The organism is Paraburkholderia susongensis, from assembly GCF_900177725.1.
Classification (GTDB): Bacteria; Pseudomonadota; Gammaproteobacteria; order Burkholderiales; family Burkholderiaceae; genus Paraburkholderia; species Paraburkholderia susongensis.
Genome location: NZ_FXAT01000001.1, coordinates 928267 through 944942, shown reverse-complemented (window position 1 = coordinate 944942; position 16676 = coordinate 928267). Strand labels below are relative to the sequence as shown.

Annotated in this window: 16 protein-coding genes; 14 read left to right on the top strand and 2 right to left on the bottom strand. The window is 63.7% G+C overall.

All coding sequences use genetic code 11. The features are described from left to right. The first annotated feature begins 100 nt into the window (after positions 1 to 100). From rpsA to cysM, 9 genes are all read left to right on the top strand, one after another. The gene (gene rpsA, locus B9Z01_RS04345) at positions 101 to 1816 is read left to right on the top strand and encodes a 30S ribosomal protein S1 (protein WP_420814645.1); all 1716 of its coding nucleotides are present in this window, start codon (positions 101 to 103) and stop codon (positions 1814 to 1816) included. A 21-nt stretch (positions 1817 to 1837) separates the two neighbouring features. Continuing rightward, a complete protein-coding gene (locus B9Z01_RS04340) occupies positions 1838 to 2161 on the top strand; it encodes an integration host factor subunit beta (RefSeq protein ID WP_007180889.1) in 324 nt (107 codons plus the stop codon). A 339-nt stretch (positions 2162 to 2500) separates the two neighbouring features. Next, positions 2501 to 2794 carry a LapA family protein gene (locus B9Z01_RS04335; RefSeq protein ID WP_085480979.1) on the top strand — a complete coding sequence of 98 codons (294 nt, stop codon included), beginning with the start codon at positions 2501 to 2503 and terminating at the stop codon, positions 2792 to 2794. A 69-nt stretch (positions 2795 to 2863) separates the two neighbouring features. Further along, entirely contained in the window at positions 2864 to 4039 is a 1176-nt protein-coding gene (gene lapB, locus B9Z01_RS04330) for a lipopolysaccharide assembly protein LapB (protein ID WP_085480978.1), read from the top strand. A 156-nt stretch (positions 4040 to 4195) separates the two neighbouring features. Next, a complete protein-coding gene (locus B9Z01_RS04325; RefSeq protein ID WP_085480977.1) occupies positions 4196 to 5599 on the top strand; it encodes a UDP-glucose dehydrogenase family protein in 1404 nt (467 codons plus the stop codon). Next, the gene (gene rfaE1 / locus B9Z01_RS04320; RefSeq protein WP_085480976.1) at positions 5565 to 6572 is read left to right on the top strand and encodes a D-glycero-beta-D-manno-heptose-7-phosphate kinase; all 1008 of its coding nucleotides are present in this window, start codon (positions 5565 to 5567) and stop codon (positions 6570 to 6572) included. The genes B9Z01_RS04325 and rfaE1 overlap by 35 nt, the downstream gene beginning before the upstream one ends. Before the next feature lie 121 nt (positions 6573 to 6693). Continuing rightward, complete coding sequence (gene rfaD / locus B9Z01_RS04315; protein WP_085480975.1) at positions 6694 to 7686, top strand: ADP-glyceromanno-heptose 6-epimerase; 993 nt, start codon at positions 6694 to 6696, stop codon at positions 7684 to 7686. A gap of 78 nt (positions 7687 to 7764) precedes the next feature. Next, on the top strand, positions 7765 to 8130 hold the full coding sequence (locus B9Z01_RS04310) for a ComEA family DNA-binding protein (protein ID WP_085481184.1): 366 nt from the start codon (positions 7765 to 7767) through the stop codon (positions 8128 to 8130). A gap of 299 nt (positions 8131 to 8429) precedes the next feature. Beyond that, complete coding sequence (gene cysM / locus B9Z01_RS04305) at positions 8430 to 9332, top strand: cysteine synthase CysM (protein WP_085480974.1); 903 nt, start codon at positions 8430 to 8432, stop codon at positions 9330 to 9332. Between the two features lie 125 nt (positions 9333 to 9457). Here the strand turns inward: cysM and mltB are convergent, their stop codons facing one another. Beyond that, positions 9458 to 10621, bottom strand: a complete 1164-nt coding sequence (gene mltB / locus B9Z01_RS04300; RefSeq protein ID WP_085481183.1) for a lytic murein transglycosylase B — start codon at positions 10619 to 10621, stop codon at positions 9458 to 9460. Between the two features lie 359 nt (positions 10622 to 10980). On the opposite strand from mltB, the gene B9Z01_RS04295 reads away from it, so the two are divergent. Then, on the top strand, positions 10981 to 11904 hold the full coding sequence (locus tag B9Z01_RS04295) for a histone deacetylase family protein (protein WP_085481182.1): 924 nt from the start codon (positions 10981 to 10983) through the stop codon (positions 11902 to 11904). Between the two features lie 129 nt (positions 11905 to 12033). Then, positions 12034 to 12843: an enoyl-CoA hydratase gene (locus tag B9Z01_RS04290; RefSeq protein WP_085480973.1), complete on the top strand. Its 810-nt coding sequence runs from the start codon at positions 12034 to 12036 to the stop codon at positions 12841 to 12843. Between the two features lie 89 nt (positions 12844 to 12932). Here B9Z01_RS04290 and B9Z01_RS04285 read toward each other — a convergent pair whose 3' ends face one another. Then, the gene (locus tag B9Z01_RS04285; RefSeq protein ID WP_085480972.1) at positions 12933 to 13838 is read right to left on the bottom strand and encodes an alpha/beta hydrolase; all 906 of its coding nucleotides are present in this window, start codon (positions 13836 to 13838) and stop codon (positions 12933 to 12935) included. A 238-nt stretch (positions 13839 to 14076) separates the two neighbouring features. Here B9Z01_RS04285 and B9Z01_RS04280 point away from each other — a divergent pair, with 238 nt between their 5' ends. The 3 genes from B9Z01_RS04280 to B9Z01_RS04270 all read left to right on the top strand — a co-directional run bounded on the left by B9Z01_RS04280 (position 14077) and on the right by B9Z01_RS04270 (position 16620). After that, the gene (locus tag B9Z01_RS04280; protein WP_085480971.1) at positions 14077 to 15111 is read left to right on the top strand and encodes a methionine ABC transporter ATP-binding protein; all 1035 of its coding nucleotides are present in this window, start codon (positions 14077 to 14079) and stop codon (positions 15109 to 15111) included. Next, a complete protein-coding gene (locus B9Z01_RS04275) occupies positions 15101 to 15754 on the top strand; it encodes a methionine ABC transporter permease (protein ID WP_085480970.1) in 654 nt (217 codons plus the stop codon). The genes B9Z01_RS04280 and B9Z01_RS04275 overlap by 11 nt, the downstream gene beginning before the upstream one ends. A 68-nt stretch (positions 15755 to 15822) precedes the next feature. Beyond that, on the top strand, positions 15823 to 16620 hold the full coding sequence (locus B9Z01_RS04270; RefSeq protein WP_085480969.1) for a MetQ/NlpA family ABC transporter substrate-binding protein: 798 nt from the start codon (positions 15823 to 15825) through the stop codon (positions 16618 to 16620). Positions 16621 to 16676: the final 56 nt, after the last annotated feature.

Below are 16676 nucleotides of genomic sequence, written 5' to 3'. Positions count from 1 at the left end.
GTTTAACCCTTTAACCCCGCGTGGCATTCGCGTGTTTGCCGAAGTCGCTGACCAGTCCGGTGAGCCAGGCGCTGCGAAAACCGTGCAAATTCTGATTTTTATGTCCGACCTGCAAACCTCTACCCCGAATACCGAATCTTTTGCGGCTCTGTTCGAAGAGTCGCTGACCAAGCAGGACATGCGCGCTGGCGAAGTGATCTCCGCCGAAGTCGTGCGTGTCGACCACAACTTCGTGGTCGTTAATGCTGGTCTCAAGTCCGAAGCCTACATTCCGCTCGAAGAGTTCCTGAACGACGCGGGCGAGGTAGAAGTGCAGGCGGGCGACTTCGTTTCCGTCGCGATCGACGCGCTGGAAAACGGCTATGGCGACACGATCCTGTCGCGTGACAAGGCGAAGCGTCTCGCTTCGTGGCTGTCGCTGGAAAAAGCGCTCGACAACAACGAACTCGTGACCGGCACGATCACGGGCAAGGTCAAGGGCGGCATGACCGTCATGGTCAACGGCATCCGCGCGTTCCTGCCGGGTTCGCTGGTCGATACGCGTCCTGTCAAGGACACGACCCCGTACGAAGGCAAGACCCTCGAATTCCGCGTCATCAAGCTCGACCGCAAGCGTAACAACGTCGTGCTGTCGCGCCGTGCCGTGATCGAAGCGACCCAGGGCGAAGAGCGCGCGAAGCTGCTCGAAACGCTGAAGGAAGGCGCGATCGTGGAAGGCGTGGTCAAGAACATCACCGACTACGGCGCGTTCGTTGACCTCGGCGGCATCGACGGCCTGCTGCACATCACCGACATCGCATGGCGTCGTGTGCGTCACCCGAGCGAAGTTCTGTCGGTTGGCCAGGAAGTCACCGCGAAGATCCTCAAGTTCGACCAGGAAAAGAACCGCGTTTCGCTCGGTATCAAGCAACTGGGCGACGATCCGTGGGAAGGCATCTCGCGCCGTTACCCGTCGGGCACGCGCCTGTTCGGCAAGGTCACCAATATCACCGACTACGGCGCATTCGTCGAAGTGGAATCGGGCATCGAAGGCCTCGTCCACGTGTCGGAAATGGACTGGACCAACAAGAACGTTGCACCGTCGAAGGTTGTGCAACTGGGCGACGAAGTCGAAGTCATGGTTCTCGAGATCGACGAAGACCGCCGCCGTATCAGCCTCGGCATGAAGCAGTGCAAGCCGAACCCGTGGGACGACTTCAGCCGCAACTTCAAGAAGGGCGACAAGCTGCAAGGCGCAATCAAGTCGATCACCGACTTCGGCGTCTTCATCGGTCTGCCGGGCGGCATCGACGGTCTGGTTCACCTGTCGGACCTGTCGTGGAGCGAAACGGGCGAAGAAGCGGTTCGCAAGTACAAGAAGGGCGACGAAGTGGAAGCGATCGTTCTCGGCATCGACGTCGAGAAGGAACGCATTTCGCTCGGTATCAAGCAGCTCGAAGGCGACCCGTTCAGCAACTTCGTTGCAATGAACGACAAGGGTTCGATCGTCGACGGCATGGTCAAGACGGTGGACGCGAAGGGTGCAGTGGTTCAGCTGTCGGCTGAAGTCGAAGGCTACCTGCGCGCTTCGGAAATCGCGCAAGACCGCGTGGAAGATGCTCGCAACGTGCTGAAGGAAGGCGACAAGGTCAACGCGATGATCATCAACATCGATCGCAAGTCGCGCGGCATCAACCTGTCGATCAAGGCGAAGGACTCGGCTGAGCAGCAGGAAGCTATCCGTGGCCTCGCTGCTTCGGATTCGAGCGCAGCCGCCACCGGCACGACGAACCTCGGCGCGCTGCTGAAGGCCAAGCTCGACGGCCAGAACCAGTAAGCCTGAGAGGTCTGCTGCAGTATGACCAAATCGGAATTGGTCGCCCAGCTGGCTACGCGATTTCCGCAACTTGTTCTCAAAGATGCGGATTTCGCGGTGAAGACGATGCTTGATGCGATGTCGGAGGCGCTTGCCAACGGTCATCGCATCGAAATTCGCGGCTTCGGCAGCTTCGGCCTGAATCGCCGTCCCTCCCGCGTCGGACGTAATCCGAAGTCGGGCGAGAAGGTGCTGGTACCCGAGAAGTACGTGCCGCACTTCAAGCCAGGCAAGGAATTGCGCGAACGGGTGGACCGTCGCGCGGGCGAGCCGTTGAAGGCCGAAGAGCCGGATGACGACCTGTAAATGCTCCGCTGAGCGTCTTGCAGCGTGGCACAGGCAGCGTCAGCGGCCAAAGCCAGTCGGCAAAAGATCAGAAAAAGCGCCTTCGGGCGCTTTTTTTTCGTTTGTGATTTGCGGGTCGCGGGTCCATGGCTATTCCAGCGCCGCTTCGCAGCTAAACGGGTTTGCTGGTTTTATAACCATCCATACTCGCGCTCGCGGCCACATACCCCCGGTCAGTCACTTCCTGCCCAGCCACGAGGGCTTCAATTACAATACGGGTCACTTCGGCGCGGGCAACACCGTGGCGCGACGCGTCATCAAGCCGGCGTCACCCCGCAACTGCCGTCAAGAGATCTACTCATGAAATTTATCGTCTGGCTGATCCGTGTGCTGGTGTTCGTGCTGCTGCTGGTGCTGGCGCTCTCCAACGCGCAACCTGCTACGCTGAATTTCTTCGCCGGCTATACCTGGTCGGCGCCTTTGATTCTGATTGGCCTCGCGTTTTTCGTGGTCGGCTTGCTCGCGGGGCTCGTGTCGGCAATGCCGGCCGCCGTGCGTTTGCGCATGGAAAATGGCCGTCTCAAGCGCGAGTTGCGCGTGGCGCGCGAAACCCCGGCCGTCGTCGAACAGCCGCCGCTGCCGCCGCTGATCTGAGCTTTCCTGTGCCGCGCGCGTTGAGCGCGGCTTTTCGTTTCCGCTTTCCCGAACATTTGCATTAATCGCATGGATCTAGACTTCTGGTGGCTGCTCGTCATACCCGTCGCATTCGCATTCGGCTGGATGGCGGCGCGCTACGACCTCAAGACGCTGCTGTCCGAAAGCGCGAACCTGCCGCGTTCGTATTTTCGCGGCCTGAACTTCCTGCTCAACGAGCAGCCGGACCAGGCGATCGACGCGTTCATCGAAGTCGTCAAGCTCGACCCTGAAACGATCGAACTTCATTTCGCGCTCGGCAATCTGTTCCGGCGCCGCGGCGAAACGGACCGCGCGATTCGCGTGCATCAGAATCTGCTGAGCCGCGCGGACCTGCCTGTCAGCGAACGCGATCACGCGCTCTACGAGTTGGGGCAGGACTTCCTGAAAGCCGGCCTGCTCGATCGCGCGGAAGAAACCTTCCGCTCGCTTCAGTCCGGCGACTACGCATTGGGCGCGCAACGCGCGCTGCTCACGATCTACGAAATCGAGAAGGATTGGATCAAGTCGATCGACACCGCGCGTCATCTCGAAACGATGGGCGCTCCCTCGCTCGACAAGGAAATCGCGCAGTTCCACTGCGAACTCGCGCAGGAAGCGTTGCAGCAGAAGAAGCCGGACGAGGCGCGCCGTCAGCTTGGCTTCGCGCTGAAGGCGAACCCGACCAACGTGCGCGCGACGATCCTGTTCGGCGACGTCGACGCAACCGGCGACGCGCCCGAAGCGGCAATCGCGCAATGGCGGCGCGTCGAGGAGCAGAACCCCGCGTATCTGCCGCTCGTCGCCGAAAAGATAATGAAGGCGTACGAAGCGCTCGGCCGTCCGCAGGAGGGTGCCGACCTGCTCACGAATTGGGTGGACCGTCATCCGAGCAACGACCTGCTCGACGTTGCCTATCAGTACGTCGAGTCGCTGCGCGGCGTCGACGCGGCCCATGCGCTCGCGCGCACGCAGATGCAGAAGTCGCCGAATCTGGCCGGCATGACGCGTCTGCTCGAAGCGCAGCAGGCGGTCGCGGAAGAGCCGCGGCGCAGCGAGCTGGAACTGATGCGTACGCTGATCCGCCAGCGCACCAAGAATCTGCCGCGGTATACGTGCCAGAATTGTGGTTTCAGGGCGCGGCTTTTCTACTGGCAGTGCCCGGGTTGCAGCGGTTGGGAAACCTATGCGCCGCGTCGCGTCGAACCGATCACGGCGCCGAACTGACGTTGCGCCGGCCGGACCGGCAAGCGCGGCGGCAGCGGTAGTGCACCCGCTGTACCGCCTGTATGCCGGTCGCGCCCGCGCGAGCGCATTTCGCCACGAGTTCATCGCCGGCCTCATGAACGGCAGTCATCACCGGAACCCTCTACCGGAAAGCATATGAAAATCACCATTATCGGCACGGGCTATGTGGGCCTCGTCACCGGCGCGTGTCTCGCCGAGATCGGCAACGACGTCTTCTGTCTCGACGTCGATCCGCGCAAGATCGACATCCTCAACAACGGCGGCGTGCCGATTCACGAGCCGGGCTTGCAGGAGATCATCGCCCGTACGCGCGCGGCGGGCCGCATCACGTTTTCGACCGATGTCGAAGCGAGCGTCGCGCACGGCGACATCCAGTTCATCGCGGTCGGCACGCCGCCCGACGAAGACGGCTCGGCCGATCTGCAATACGTGCTCGAGGCGGCGCGCAATATCGGCCGCACGATGAACGGCTTCAAGGTGATCGTCGACAAATCGACGGTGCCGGTCGGCACCGCGCAGCGCGTGCGCGCGGTGGTCGAGGAAGAGCTCGCGAAGCGTGGCCTCGCGAACAGCAAGCAGCATCGCTTTTCGGTCGTGTCGAATCCCGAGTTCCTGAAGGAAGGCGCGGCCGTCGACGACTTCATGCGCCCCGACCGCATCGTGATCGGCATCGACGAAGACGAAGCTGGCCAGCGTGCGCGCGAACTGATAAAGCGTCTGTACGCGCCGTTCAACCGCAATCACGAACGCACGCTGTACATGGACGTGCGCTCCGCCGAGTTCACGAAATACGCGGCCAACGCGATGCTCGCCACGCGCATCTCGTTCATGAACGAGATGTCGAATCTCGCGGATAAAGTGGGCGCCGATATCGAAGCGGTGCGCCGCGGCATCGGCTCCGATCCGCGCATCGGCTATCACTTCCTGTATGCGGGCTGCGGCTACGGCGGCTCGTGCTTCCCGAAGGACGTGCAGGCGCTGATCCGCACCGCGAGCGAAAGCGGCCACAATCTGCGTATTCTCGAAGCGGTCGAGGAAGTGAACCATGAGCAGAAGGACGTGCTCGTGCGCAAGATCGCGGCGAAGCTCGGCGAGGATCTGAGCGGCCGCACGTTCGCGGTGTGGGGCCTCGCGTTCAAGCCGAATACCGACGATATGCGCGAGGCGCCGAGCCGCCGCGTGATCGGCGAGCTGCTCGCGCGCGGCGCCCAGGTGCGCGCGTACGATCCGGTTGCGGTCACGGAAGCACGCCGCGTGTTCGCGATGGATCTGCACGCGGCGCCGGAGCAGCTCGCGCGTCTCACCTTCACGAGCACGCAGGACGAAACGCTGACGGGCGCCGACGCGCTCGTGATCGTGACCGAATGGAAGGAATTCAAGAGTCCGGACTTCGTGCATCTGAAATCGGTGCTAAAGACGCCGCTGATTTTCGACGGCCGCAATCTGTACGAGCCCGACGCGATGACCGAACTCGGCATCGATTATCACGCGATTGGACGCCCCTATGCCCAACCCTCTGAACTTCCGGCCGATGCCTGAGGCCATGCCTGCCGCGCCCGCGTCCACGCCGGAGTCGAAGCTCACCATGGTGCCGCGCGCGCAGCTTGGCGCGGCGCGCGTGCTCGTGGTCGGCGATGTGATGCTCGACCGCTACTGGTTCGGCGACGTGAACCGCATTTCGCCGGAAGCGCCGGTGCCGGTCGTGCATGTTCAGCGTCAGGAAGATCGCTTGGGCGGCGCGGCGAACGTTGCGCGCAATGCGGTCGCGCTCGGCGCGCAGGCGGGCCTGCTGTGCGTGGTCGGCCATGACGAGCCGGGCGAGCGCATCGTGCAACTGCTCGACGAAAGCGGCGTGACGCCGCATCTCGAACGCGACCCGGCGCTGCTCACGACGATCAAGCTGCGCGTTCTGTCGCGTCAGCAGCAACTGCTGCGCGTCGACTTCGAGAACTCGCCGGCGCATGAGGTGCTGCTATCGGGTCTCGCGCGTTTCGACGAACTGCTGCCGGCGCACGACGTGATCCTGATGTCCGATTACGCGAAGGGCGGCCTCACGCACGTCACGCAGATGATCGCGAAGGCGCACGCTGCGGGCAAGCCGGTGCTCGTCGATCCGAAGGGCGACGACTGGGAGCGCTATCGCGGCGCCACGCTGATTACGCCGAATCGCGCCGAGTTGCGCGAAGTGGTCGGGCAGTGGAAATCCGAAGAGGATCTGATCGCGCGCGTGACCAGGCTGCGCGCCGAACTCGAATTCAAGGCACTGCTGCTGACGCGCTCGGAAGAGGGCATGACGCTCTTCTCCGATGACGGCATCCTGCACGCTTCGGCCGTTGCGCGCGAAGTGTATGATGTCTCGGGTGCGGGCGACACCGTGATCGCGACGCTCGCCGCCATGATCGGCGCGGGTCTCTCGCTCGTCGACGCGGTCGGGCTCGCGAATCGGGCAGCCGGCATCGTGGTCGGCAAACTCGGCACCGCCACCGTCGACTACGACGAACTCTTTCATTGATGCAGCCCGCCGGGTTCCCCTCGCGTGTGCAGGTGCGTTTGCAGTGCGCAACGTGCGCGAGGGGCTCGCCGAACGCTGGCTGACTCCAATCCCACGCAACGCTCACTACCGCAGGATCATCATGACCGTCATCGTCACCGGCGCGGCCGGTTTTATCGGCAGCAATCTCGTGAAGGCGCTCAACGAGCGCGGCGAACAACGCATCATCGCCGTCGACAATCTCACGCGCGCGGACAAGTTCAGAAATCTGGTCGACTGCGAAATCGACGACTATCTCGACAAGACCGAATTCGTCGAACGCTTCCAGCGCGGCGACTTCGGCAAGGTGCGCGCGATCTTCCACGAAGGCGCCTGCTCGGACACGATGGAAACCGACGGCCGCTACATGATGGACAACAACTACCGCTATAGCCGCGACGTGCTCGACGTCTGCCTCGCGCAGAACATCCAGTTCCTGTACGCGTCGTCGGCGGCGACGTATGGCGGCTCGAGCCGCTTCGTCGAGGAGCGCGAAGTCGAGCAGCCGCTGAACGTGTACGGCTATTCGAAGTTCCTGTTCGACCAGGTGATCCGCCGCGTGCTGCCCAGCGCGAAGAGCCAGATCGCGGGCTTCCGTTATTTCAACGTGTACGGTCCGCGCGAAACGCACAAGGCGCGCATGGCGTCGGTCGCGTTTCACAACTTCAACCAGTTCCGCGCCGAGGGCAAGGTCAAGCTGTTCGGCGAATACAACGGCTATGCGGCCGGCGAGCAGACGCGCGATTTCATCTCGGTCGAAGACGTCGTGAAGGTCAACCTGTTCTTCTTCGATCACCCGGAGAAGTCGGGCATCTTCAATCTCGGCACCGGCCGCGCGCAGCCGTTCAACGACATCGCGAGCACCGTGGTCAACACGCTGCGCGCGCTGAACAACGAGCCGGCGCTGTCGCTCGCGGATCAGGTGCAGCGCGGGCTGATCGAATACATTCCGTTCCCCGATGCACTGCGCGGCAAGTATCAGTGCTTCACGCAGGCCGATCAGTCGAAGCTGCGCGCGGCCGGCTACGACGCGCCGTTTCTGAGCGTGCAGGAAGGTGTCGATCGCTATGTACGTTGGCTGTTCGGCCAGGTGTAAATATTTCGCAGTCCTCTTTAAACTGGAATCTCCTGACCGGTGATGGTCGCCGGTCAGTACGAACAGGGAGATTCCAATATGTTTCGAAAAGTTCTGGTTACCGCGGCCATGCTCGCCGCTTTCGGCCACGCGTATGCGATGGTCGACGTCAATACGGCTAACGAAGACGCGCTTCGCGGCGTCAAGGGCATCGGCGCCGCGAAAGCGAAAGCCATTCTCGAAGAGCGCACCGCGCATGGTCCGTTCAAGGACATGGCCGATCTCGGCAAGCGCGTCAAGGGCATGGGCGGGCATACCGTCGAGCGCCTGCAGGCGGAGGGTCTCGCTGTCGGTCCGGCTGGCGCGGCTGCTGGCACGCAGGTTGCGGCGACTTCGCCGACAAAGGGCGAGGCCGTTCCAGCCGCCACGGCTAAAAACAACCCTGCCGTGGCGGTGAAGAAGTAAGCGGAGGCGGGCCGCGTGTATGCAACCCTGCGTAATCAAGCGCCGCTGGTCTGCGGGCGCGCGGTCCACGATCGTTTCCCGCTTTTTTCTGCTGTCATTCCTCCTTCGCTAGTGGAGTGAACGGGCACTTCTTGAACTGTCATTCACATGACTGGCTCCCGCGGTTCACCGCCGCGGGTCTATTGCATCGCAAACGCAGGCATCCATACGCGCAGAAGGGCTGCACGGCAGCGTTGAACATGGTGGTTTAGAATCGATAGATTGAAGACAAACGCACATCGATAGATTCAGAACCCGACATGGCATACAAAACGATTGAAGACACGATCGGCAATACACCGCTCGTGCAACTCGTCCGTCTTCCCGACGACGAGATCCGCAGCCGCAATAACGTAGTCCTTGCGAAGCTCGAGGGGAATAACCCCGCGGGATCGGTGAAGGATCGCCCGGCGTTGTCGATGATCAAGAAAGCGGAAGCGCGCGGGCGCATCAAGCCGGGCGACACGCTGATCGAATCGACGAGCGGCAACACCGGCATCGCGCTCGCCATGGCGGCCGCGATCCGCGGCTACAAGATGGTGCTGATCATGCCGGAAGACCTGTCGGTGGAGCGCCGTCAGAGCATGGCTGCATATGGTGCGCAAATCATTCTCACGCCGGTTACGGGCGGCATGGAATACGCGCGCGATCTGGCCGAGCAGATGCAGCGCGAAGGCAAGGGGATCATCCTCGACCAGTTCGCGAATCCGGACAATCCGGCCTCGCATATTGAGGGCACGGGCCCGGAAATCTGGCATGACACCGAAGGGCGCATCACGCACTTCGTGTCGTCGATGGGTACGACCGGCACGATCATGGGCGTGTCGACGTATCTGAAAACGCAGAATCAGCAGATCGAAATCATCGGCGCGCAGCCCGAGGAAGGCTCGCGTATTCCCGGCATCCGCAAGTGGCCGGAAGCCTACCTGCCGAAAATTTTCGATCGCAGCCGCGTGGACCGCGTCGAGAACGTGAGCCAGTCCGCTGCTGAGGCAATGGCGCGGCGTCTCGCCTCGGTCGAAGGTATCTTCGCCGGCATTTCGTCGGGCGGCGCGTGTGAAGTCGCGCTGCGTGTCGCGCGCCAGGTCGAGAATGCGACGATCGTGTTCATCGTCTGCGATCGCGGCGACCGCTACCTGTCCACGGGCGTGTTTCCCGCCTGAGCAAGCGAGTTGCGCGAGTCACATGAGTCACACGGGTCGCGTGAGCCAATGAAAAGCGCCGGTCAAGCCGGCGCTTTTGTCATGTCGCTCGAGGCGGGGCGCACGCTGAGCCCCGGCAGCCGAACTTATTGCGAATCGGTGTTCGGCGAATTGACCGGGCTTTGCGGTCCCTGCGAACCTTGGGGCGCCGCACTATTCGCCGCATCCATCGCCTGCATCTGCGCCTTCACCCGCTGACCCAACTGATACACCGCGAGCGCATAGAAGAAGCTGCGGTTATAGCGCGTCAGCACATAGAAGTTCTTCAGGCCGAGCACGAACTCGGTGCCGCGTCCCGGCGACGGCAGATCGACCACCGTTACCGGCGTACCCGCTTCCGTGGCGATATCGAGGTTCGGCTCGTTCAGCACGAGTCCGGCGCGCAGCAACTGTTCGAGCGGCCAGCGCGGCTCCGGCTGACCGTTGGCGGCCGCTTGCGCGACGCCGAGGCTGCCCGCGTCCGTGGCGATGTGCCACACCACCGGCCGGCCGCTCTCCCAGCCGTTCTGACGCAGATAATTCGCGACGCTGCCGATTGCATCCGCCTCGCTCGTGCGCAGATCGATGCGCTTGTTGCCGTCGTAATTCACCGCGTATTGCACGATGCTGCTCGGCAGGAACTGCGGAATGCCGATTGCGCCGGTGTAGGAGCCGAGCACGGTGGTCGGGTCGATCTGCGCGTCGCGCGTCCACACGAGATAGTCTTCGAGATTCTTGCGGAAGGTGGCCTGGCGGTCCGCGCGATTCGCCGTGCTCGGATAATCGAAGCTGAGCGTGGTCAGCGCATCGAGCACGCGGAAGTTGCCCATGTAGCGGCCGTAGATCGTTTCCACGCCGATGATGCCGACGATCACCTCCGGCGGCACGCCGAACTCCTGATACGCGCGTTGCAGCGTGGCCTGGTTCTCGCGCCAGAAACGCACGCCGGCATTGATGCGCACAGGGTCCAGAAAGCGCGCCTGATACACGCGCCAGTTCTTGACCGACGGCGAGGGCGACGGCGTGACGAGCTTCACCGCGGTCGCCGAATAGCTGACGCCGGCAAAGAGCGCATGGAGCGCGTTTTCGTCGAAGTCGTAGCGGGCCACCATCTCGTTGATGAACGCATCGACATTCGCGTTGTTCGCGTAGCGCTGCGGAATGATCTCTTCCTCGAACGTCTGCCCTTGCTGCACCGGCTGCTGCGGCTGGCTTTGCGCGATCTGCACCGGCGACTTCTTCGCATTCGCCGGACTGGCTGCCATGAACATGCACGATGCGACGGACAGTGAGGCGGCCAGCATGCCAAGGCGTAACCGGTTGCATGTGGATCGTGCGGGCAGAGCAAGCTTGACGGTCATAGTGAGCAGGAAGCGCAGTGCGTGAGAGACGGGGGGCGACGGGGAACGCCGAGGGTAATCGAAGGAAACGGGCCGGGGGCAGTATACCCGACGCCCTCCGCAAAACCGTGCCGAACACGCCACAGCGGCGGCGCAGCGGCCCTACCGCGCCATCGTGTGGTAACTTGATGAATATCGGCGCGCCGGGGCGCGCGCCGCTCGACGGAGACACGCTGCGCGCATCGAATGCGCCGCGCGTAGAAGAGGCGCACAAGAGAAACAAGAGAACTATGGCAACAGGCTTTTATTCCCACGCCGACTGTCTGCTGCACGACATGGGGCAGTGGCATCCCGAATGTCCCGCGCGCCTGCAGGCGATCGAGGACCAGCTGATCGCGAGCCGCATCGACGCGCTGATCGGGCGCGAATCGCCGCCGCTCGCCGACGAAGCCGCGCTGCTGCGCGTGCATACGCAGGCGCATGTCGATTACATCCGCAGCCGTTCGCCCACCGAGGGCACCGCGGAGATCGACCCCGACACGACGATGAACCCGCACACGTGGCAAGCCGCGCTGCGCGCCGCGGGCGCGGCGGTGGCCGCGACGGACGCGGTGCTCGAAGGCCGCTACGACAACGCATTTTGCAGCGTGCGGCCGCCCGGCCATCATGCGGAGCCGGCGCGCGCGATGGGCTTCTGCTTCTTCAACAACGTCGCGATCGCCGCGCGTCACGCGCTCGAGGTGCATGGCCTCGCGCGCGTCGCGATCATCGACTTCGACGTGCATCATGGCAACGGCACCGAGGCCGCGTTCTCGGGCGACTCGCGCGTACTCATGTGCAGCATCTTCCAGCATCCGTTCTATCCGTTCACGGGCGCCGACAACCAGGCGCCCAACATGTGCAATGTGCCGATGCCGGCACGCTCGAACGGCATGGCGGTGCGCGAGGCGGTCGACATGCTGTGGCTGCCGCGCCTGCACGAATTCAAGCCGGAGATGCTGTTCATCTCGGCCGGCTTCGATGCGCATCGCGAGGACGACCTCGGCAACATGGGGCTCGTCGAAGACGATTACGCGTGGATTACCGAGCAGATGCGCGAGATCGCGACGCGCTACGCGCGCGGGCGCATCGTCAGTTGTCTCGAGGGCGGCTACAACCTGTCGGCGCTCGGCCGCAGCGTGGTCGCGCACGTGCGTGCGCTCGCCGGTATCTGAATCTCTGAGCGGTCCCGGTATTCGGCGCATCCTGAACGGCACAACGTAACGTAGCGCAACGTGGGCAAGCAACGCAGTAAAGCGACACAGTCAGGCAACACAGTCAGGCAACGCAGCGAGGAGCGAGCCATGAACGCCAGTCCCGCAGACAGCGGCAACGCTTCACTGGTCGAGATCGAACACGACGCGTATCGCGTGCCGGGCGTCGTGCGCGTGACGATGAACCGGCCCGATGCGTTCAATGCGCTATCCGAGGCGCTGCTCGACGAACTTCAGCAGAGCCTGAGTGCGATTGCGCGGACGGATGCGCGCGTCGTCGTGATCGCCGGGGCGGGGCGCGCGTTCTGCGCGGGACACGATCTGAAGGAAATGCGTGCGGCGCCGTCGCTTGCTTACTACCAGCAGCTTTTCGCGCGCTGCACGAAGCTGATGATGACGATCCAGCGCATGCCGCAGCCGGTGATCGCGCGCGTGCACGGCATCGCGACGGCAGCCGGCTGCCAGCTTGTCGCGATGTGCGATCTCGCGGTGGCCGCCGATACTGCGCGCTTCGCCGTCTCGGGTGTGAACCTCGGGCTTTTCTGCGCGACGCCGTCGGTACCGCTGTCGCGGAACCTGTCGCGCAAGGCGGCGCTTGAAATGCTGCTCACCGGCGATTTCATCGACGCTGCGCAAGCGCAGCAGCAGGGTCTCGTGAACCGCACGGTTCCGGCGGACATGCTCGACGACGAACTCGCGCGGCTCGCCGCGAGCATCTGCGCGAAGCCGGTCGAAGCCGTGAGCGCGGGCAAGGGCCTTTTCTACCGGCAGCTCGAAATGGGCATCGAGGCCGCGTATCAGCTCGCCGGCCAGACGATGGCCTGCAACATGATGGACGACTCGGCGCTCGAAGGCGTGCAGGCGTTCATCGACAAGCGCGCGCCGGACTGGAAGCGCTAGGCGGTTGCAAACGCTGGTTTGGTTCATCAACCGTGGCTGGGCGCAGCCGCCAATTCGATGTCACGGCGAGAGCGCGCTGCGAGCCCGGCTCAGCTTCGTCCCACTACCCGCTTTTCGATCCACTCGATCAACGCGCCGATCACCTGGTCGCGGTCGAGGTCGTTCATCGTCTCGTGATAGCTGCCTTCGTATAGCGTGAGCGTCTTGTCCGGCGAACCCGCGTGCTCGCCGAATGCGCGGCTGCCGTCGGGCTCGGTCAGCTTGTCGGCGGTGCCGTGATAGACGAAAAGCGGCATGCGCAGACCCGCCCGGCCGTGCTCGATCCGCTTCATCGCGAGCAGCAGCTCGGCGCCCGTGCGCGCCGGAATCGCGCCGTGATGCACGAGTGGGTCGTTGCGATTGGCGTTCACCACCGGCTGAAGGCGCGAGAGCAGCGCGGCGTCGATCTTCATTGCCGGGAAGCCCGGGTAGAGGCGGCTGATGACCTGGCTCGCCGCGAGCATCCAGCGCGGCACGTCGCGGCCCGGCGCGAGCGCGGGACTCGACAGGATCAGGCCGCTCAATCGACGGCCGCTCTCGGCGAGTCGTTCGATCGCATAGAGCGCGGCCACCGCGCCGCCCATGCTGTGTCCCATCAGGAAGAGCGGCACGCAGCTTTGGGCGGCGGCGTCGACGAGCGCCTGCGCGTCGAGCAGGTAGTCGTCGAAGCGCTTCACGTACGCGCGCTTGCCGGGTGCATGGCCGTGGCCGCGCAGATCGATCGCGACCAGTTCGATGCCCGCCCCGTTGAGCCGGCCGGCGAGCGCGGCGTAGCGGCCGGCGTGCTCGGCGAGACCGTGCAGCAGCGCGACCGTCGCGCGCGCCGGCCCACCGGGTTGCCAGCGATAGAGCGGCAACTGCACGCCGTCGGCGGCCGTGACCGAGGTGCGCTGCGGTACGTCGCTACTGGGGTTGCCCGCGCTCGCGCGCACGGTGTGGCTCGGGGATGTCTGCATGGTTTGCGGCTTGTCCTGATTGGATGTCGCCCGATCATAGTCGCAGCGGCGCAGCGTGCGCGAGCATCGCGCATCGTGCGCCCCTCTAATGCCCTCAGGTTATGAAAAGATCGGAATTGATTATTAAAGAGTATGTCGTCGCTGCGGTAGAATAGCGGCCTCAAATCCCAATAAAAGCAACGGCGGCCGCTTGCCGGGAGCAATACGCTCGCCGGCAGTCGCCGCCGTTTCGTTTTCCATGATTGAAATACGCAATATCTCCCAGCGGTTTGCCGGGCCCCGGGGCTGGGTCGAGGCGCTGCACAACGTCAATCTGTCGATTCCGGCCGGCGAGGTGTTCGGCATCATCGGCCGCAGCGGCGCGGGCAAGAGCACCCTCGTGCGCACGATCAACCTGCTCACGCGGCCGTCCGAAGGCAACATCGTCGTCAACGGCCGCGATCTGACGACGCTGCCCGCCGCGCAGTTGCGCGAGGCGCGCCGCGAGATCGGCATGATCTTCCAGCACTTCAACCTGCTGTCGTCGCGCACCGTGTACGAGAATGTCGCGTTGCCGCTCGAACTCGCCGGCATGAAGCGCGACGAAATCGAAGCGAACGTGCTGCCGCTGCTCGACCTCGTCGGGCTGTCGGCACAGAAGGACCGCTATCCGGCGCAGATCAGCGGCGGCCAGAAGCAGCGCGTGGGCATTGCGCGCGCGCTCGCGAGCAAGCCGAAGGTGCTGCTCTCGGATGAGGCGACCTCCGCGCTCGACCCCGAAACCACGCGCGCGATCCTCGAACTGCTCAAGCGCATCAATCGCGAACTGAACCTCACGATCGTGCTGATTACGCACCAGATGGATGTGATCAAGCAGGTCTGCGACCGTGTCGCGGTGCTCGACGCGGGCCGCGTCGTCGAAGAGGGCAAGGTCATCGACGTATTCCTGCAACCGCATCACGAAGTCACCCGCGCGCTGATCGGCGACGTGATCGCGCAGGAGCTGCCGCCCGCGATGAAAGCGCGCGTCGCGCAGCGTCTGAAGACCGGCAGCGGTCATCTGCTGCGCCTTGCGTTCACGGGCTCGGGCGTCGATCAGCCGATCCTGTCTGAAACGATTCGCCGCTACGAACTCGACTTCAACATCCTGCACGGCCAGATCGACGAGATCCAGGGGCAGGCGTTCGGCTCGCTCGCGGTGCTCGCGGGCGGCGAACCGGCCAAGGTGGCGCAGGCGCTCGCGTATCTGCGCGAACAGGGTGTGGTGGTAGAGGAGCTTTCGCATGTTGAGTGAAATGTTCGATATGTTCGTCCAGTCGTTCTGGGAAACGCTCATCATGGTGGGCATTTCCGGACTGATCGGCGCCGTGGCGGGCGTGCCGCTCGGCGTGCTGCTGTATCTGACCGACCGTCAGGGCGTGCTCGAAAACGTCGCCCTGAATCGTGTGATGGGCGTGATCGTCAATGCGGTGCGCTCGACGCCGTTCATCATCCTGCTCGTCGCGGTGATTCCGTTTACGCGGCTCGTCGTGGGTTCGTCGATCGGCACGGCGGCCGCCATCGTGCCGCTGACGATCGCCGCCGCGCCGTTCGTCGCGCGGCTCGTCGAAACGGCGCTGCGCGAGGTCGATCGCGGGCTCATCGAAGCGGCCCAGGCGATGGGCGCGACCACCGGCCAGATCGTCTTCAAGGTGCTGCTGCCCGAGTCGCTGCCGGGCGTGGTCGCCGGGCTCACGATCACATTCGTGTCGCTGGTCGGCTATTCGGCGATGGCCGGCGCGATCGGCGGCGGCGGTCTCGGCGACCTCGGCATCCGCTACGGCTATCAGCGCTTCCTGCCTGAAGTGATGCTGACGGTCGTCGTGATCCTGATCGTGTTCGTGCAACTGGTGCAGTCGTTTGGGGATTGGCTCGTGCGTCGCCTGAGCCACAAATGAACAACGGTTGCCGGCAACCCTGACCGGCAGCTCATTTACAAGATTCGCAGATTCGGAAAAGACCCATCATGCAACGTCGCTTCATTCTCAAGCTCGCTGCTGCGCTCGGCGCGGCAACGCTCTTCGCCGCCACCGCGGCGCATGCCGACGACACGATCAAGGTCGGCGTCACCGGCGGCCCGCACGCGCAGATCATGGACGTCGTGAAGAGCGTCGCGGCGAAGAACGGCCTCACCATCAAGATCGTCGAGTTCTCCGACTACGTGCAGCCGAACGCGGCGCTTGCGAGCGGCGATCTCGATGCGAACAGCTACCAGCACGACCCGTATCTTCAGGCGCAGGTGAAGGACCGCGGCTACAAGCTGATCCGTATCGCGGACACGGTCACGTACCCCATGGGTATCTACTCGAAAAAGATCAAGTCGCTCGCCGAATTGCAGCCGGGCGCGAAGATCGCCGTGCCGAACGATCCGACCAACGGCGGCCGCGCGCTTCTGCTGCTGCAAAAGCAGGGCCTGCTCAAGCTGCGCGCCGATGCGGGGCTGAAGGCGACGCCGCTCGACATCGTCGGGAATCCGAAGAAACTGAAGATCGTCGAACTCGACGCGGCGCAGATTCCGCGTTCGCTGGGCGACGTCGATGCGGCCGCGATCAATACCAACTTCGCGATGGAAGCGGGCTTGAAGCCGAAGCAGGATGCGATCGCGATCGAAGACCCGAAGGGTCCTTACGTGAACATCATCGCGATCCGCGAGGCCGACCGCAACAAGCCGTGGGTCGCGAAGCTGGTCGCCGCGTACCACTCGCCGGAAGTGAAGCAGTTCATCGACAACAAATTCGGCGGCTCGGTCATTACCGCCTGGTAAGCCGCCGCCCGCCAGATTCGCAGGAAGACGACGGCAATGCGAAATTAGAAGTGCGA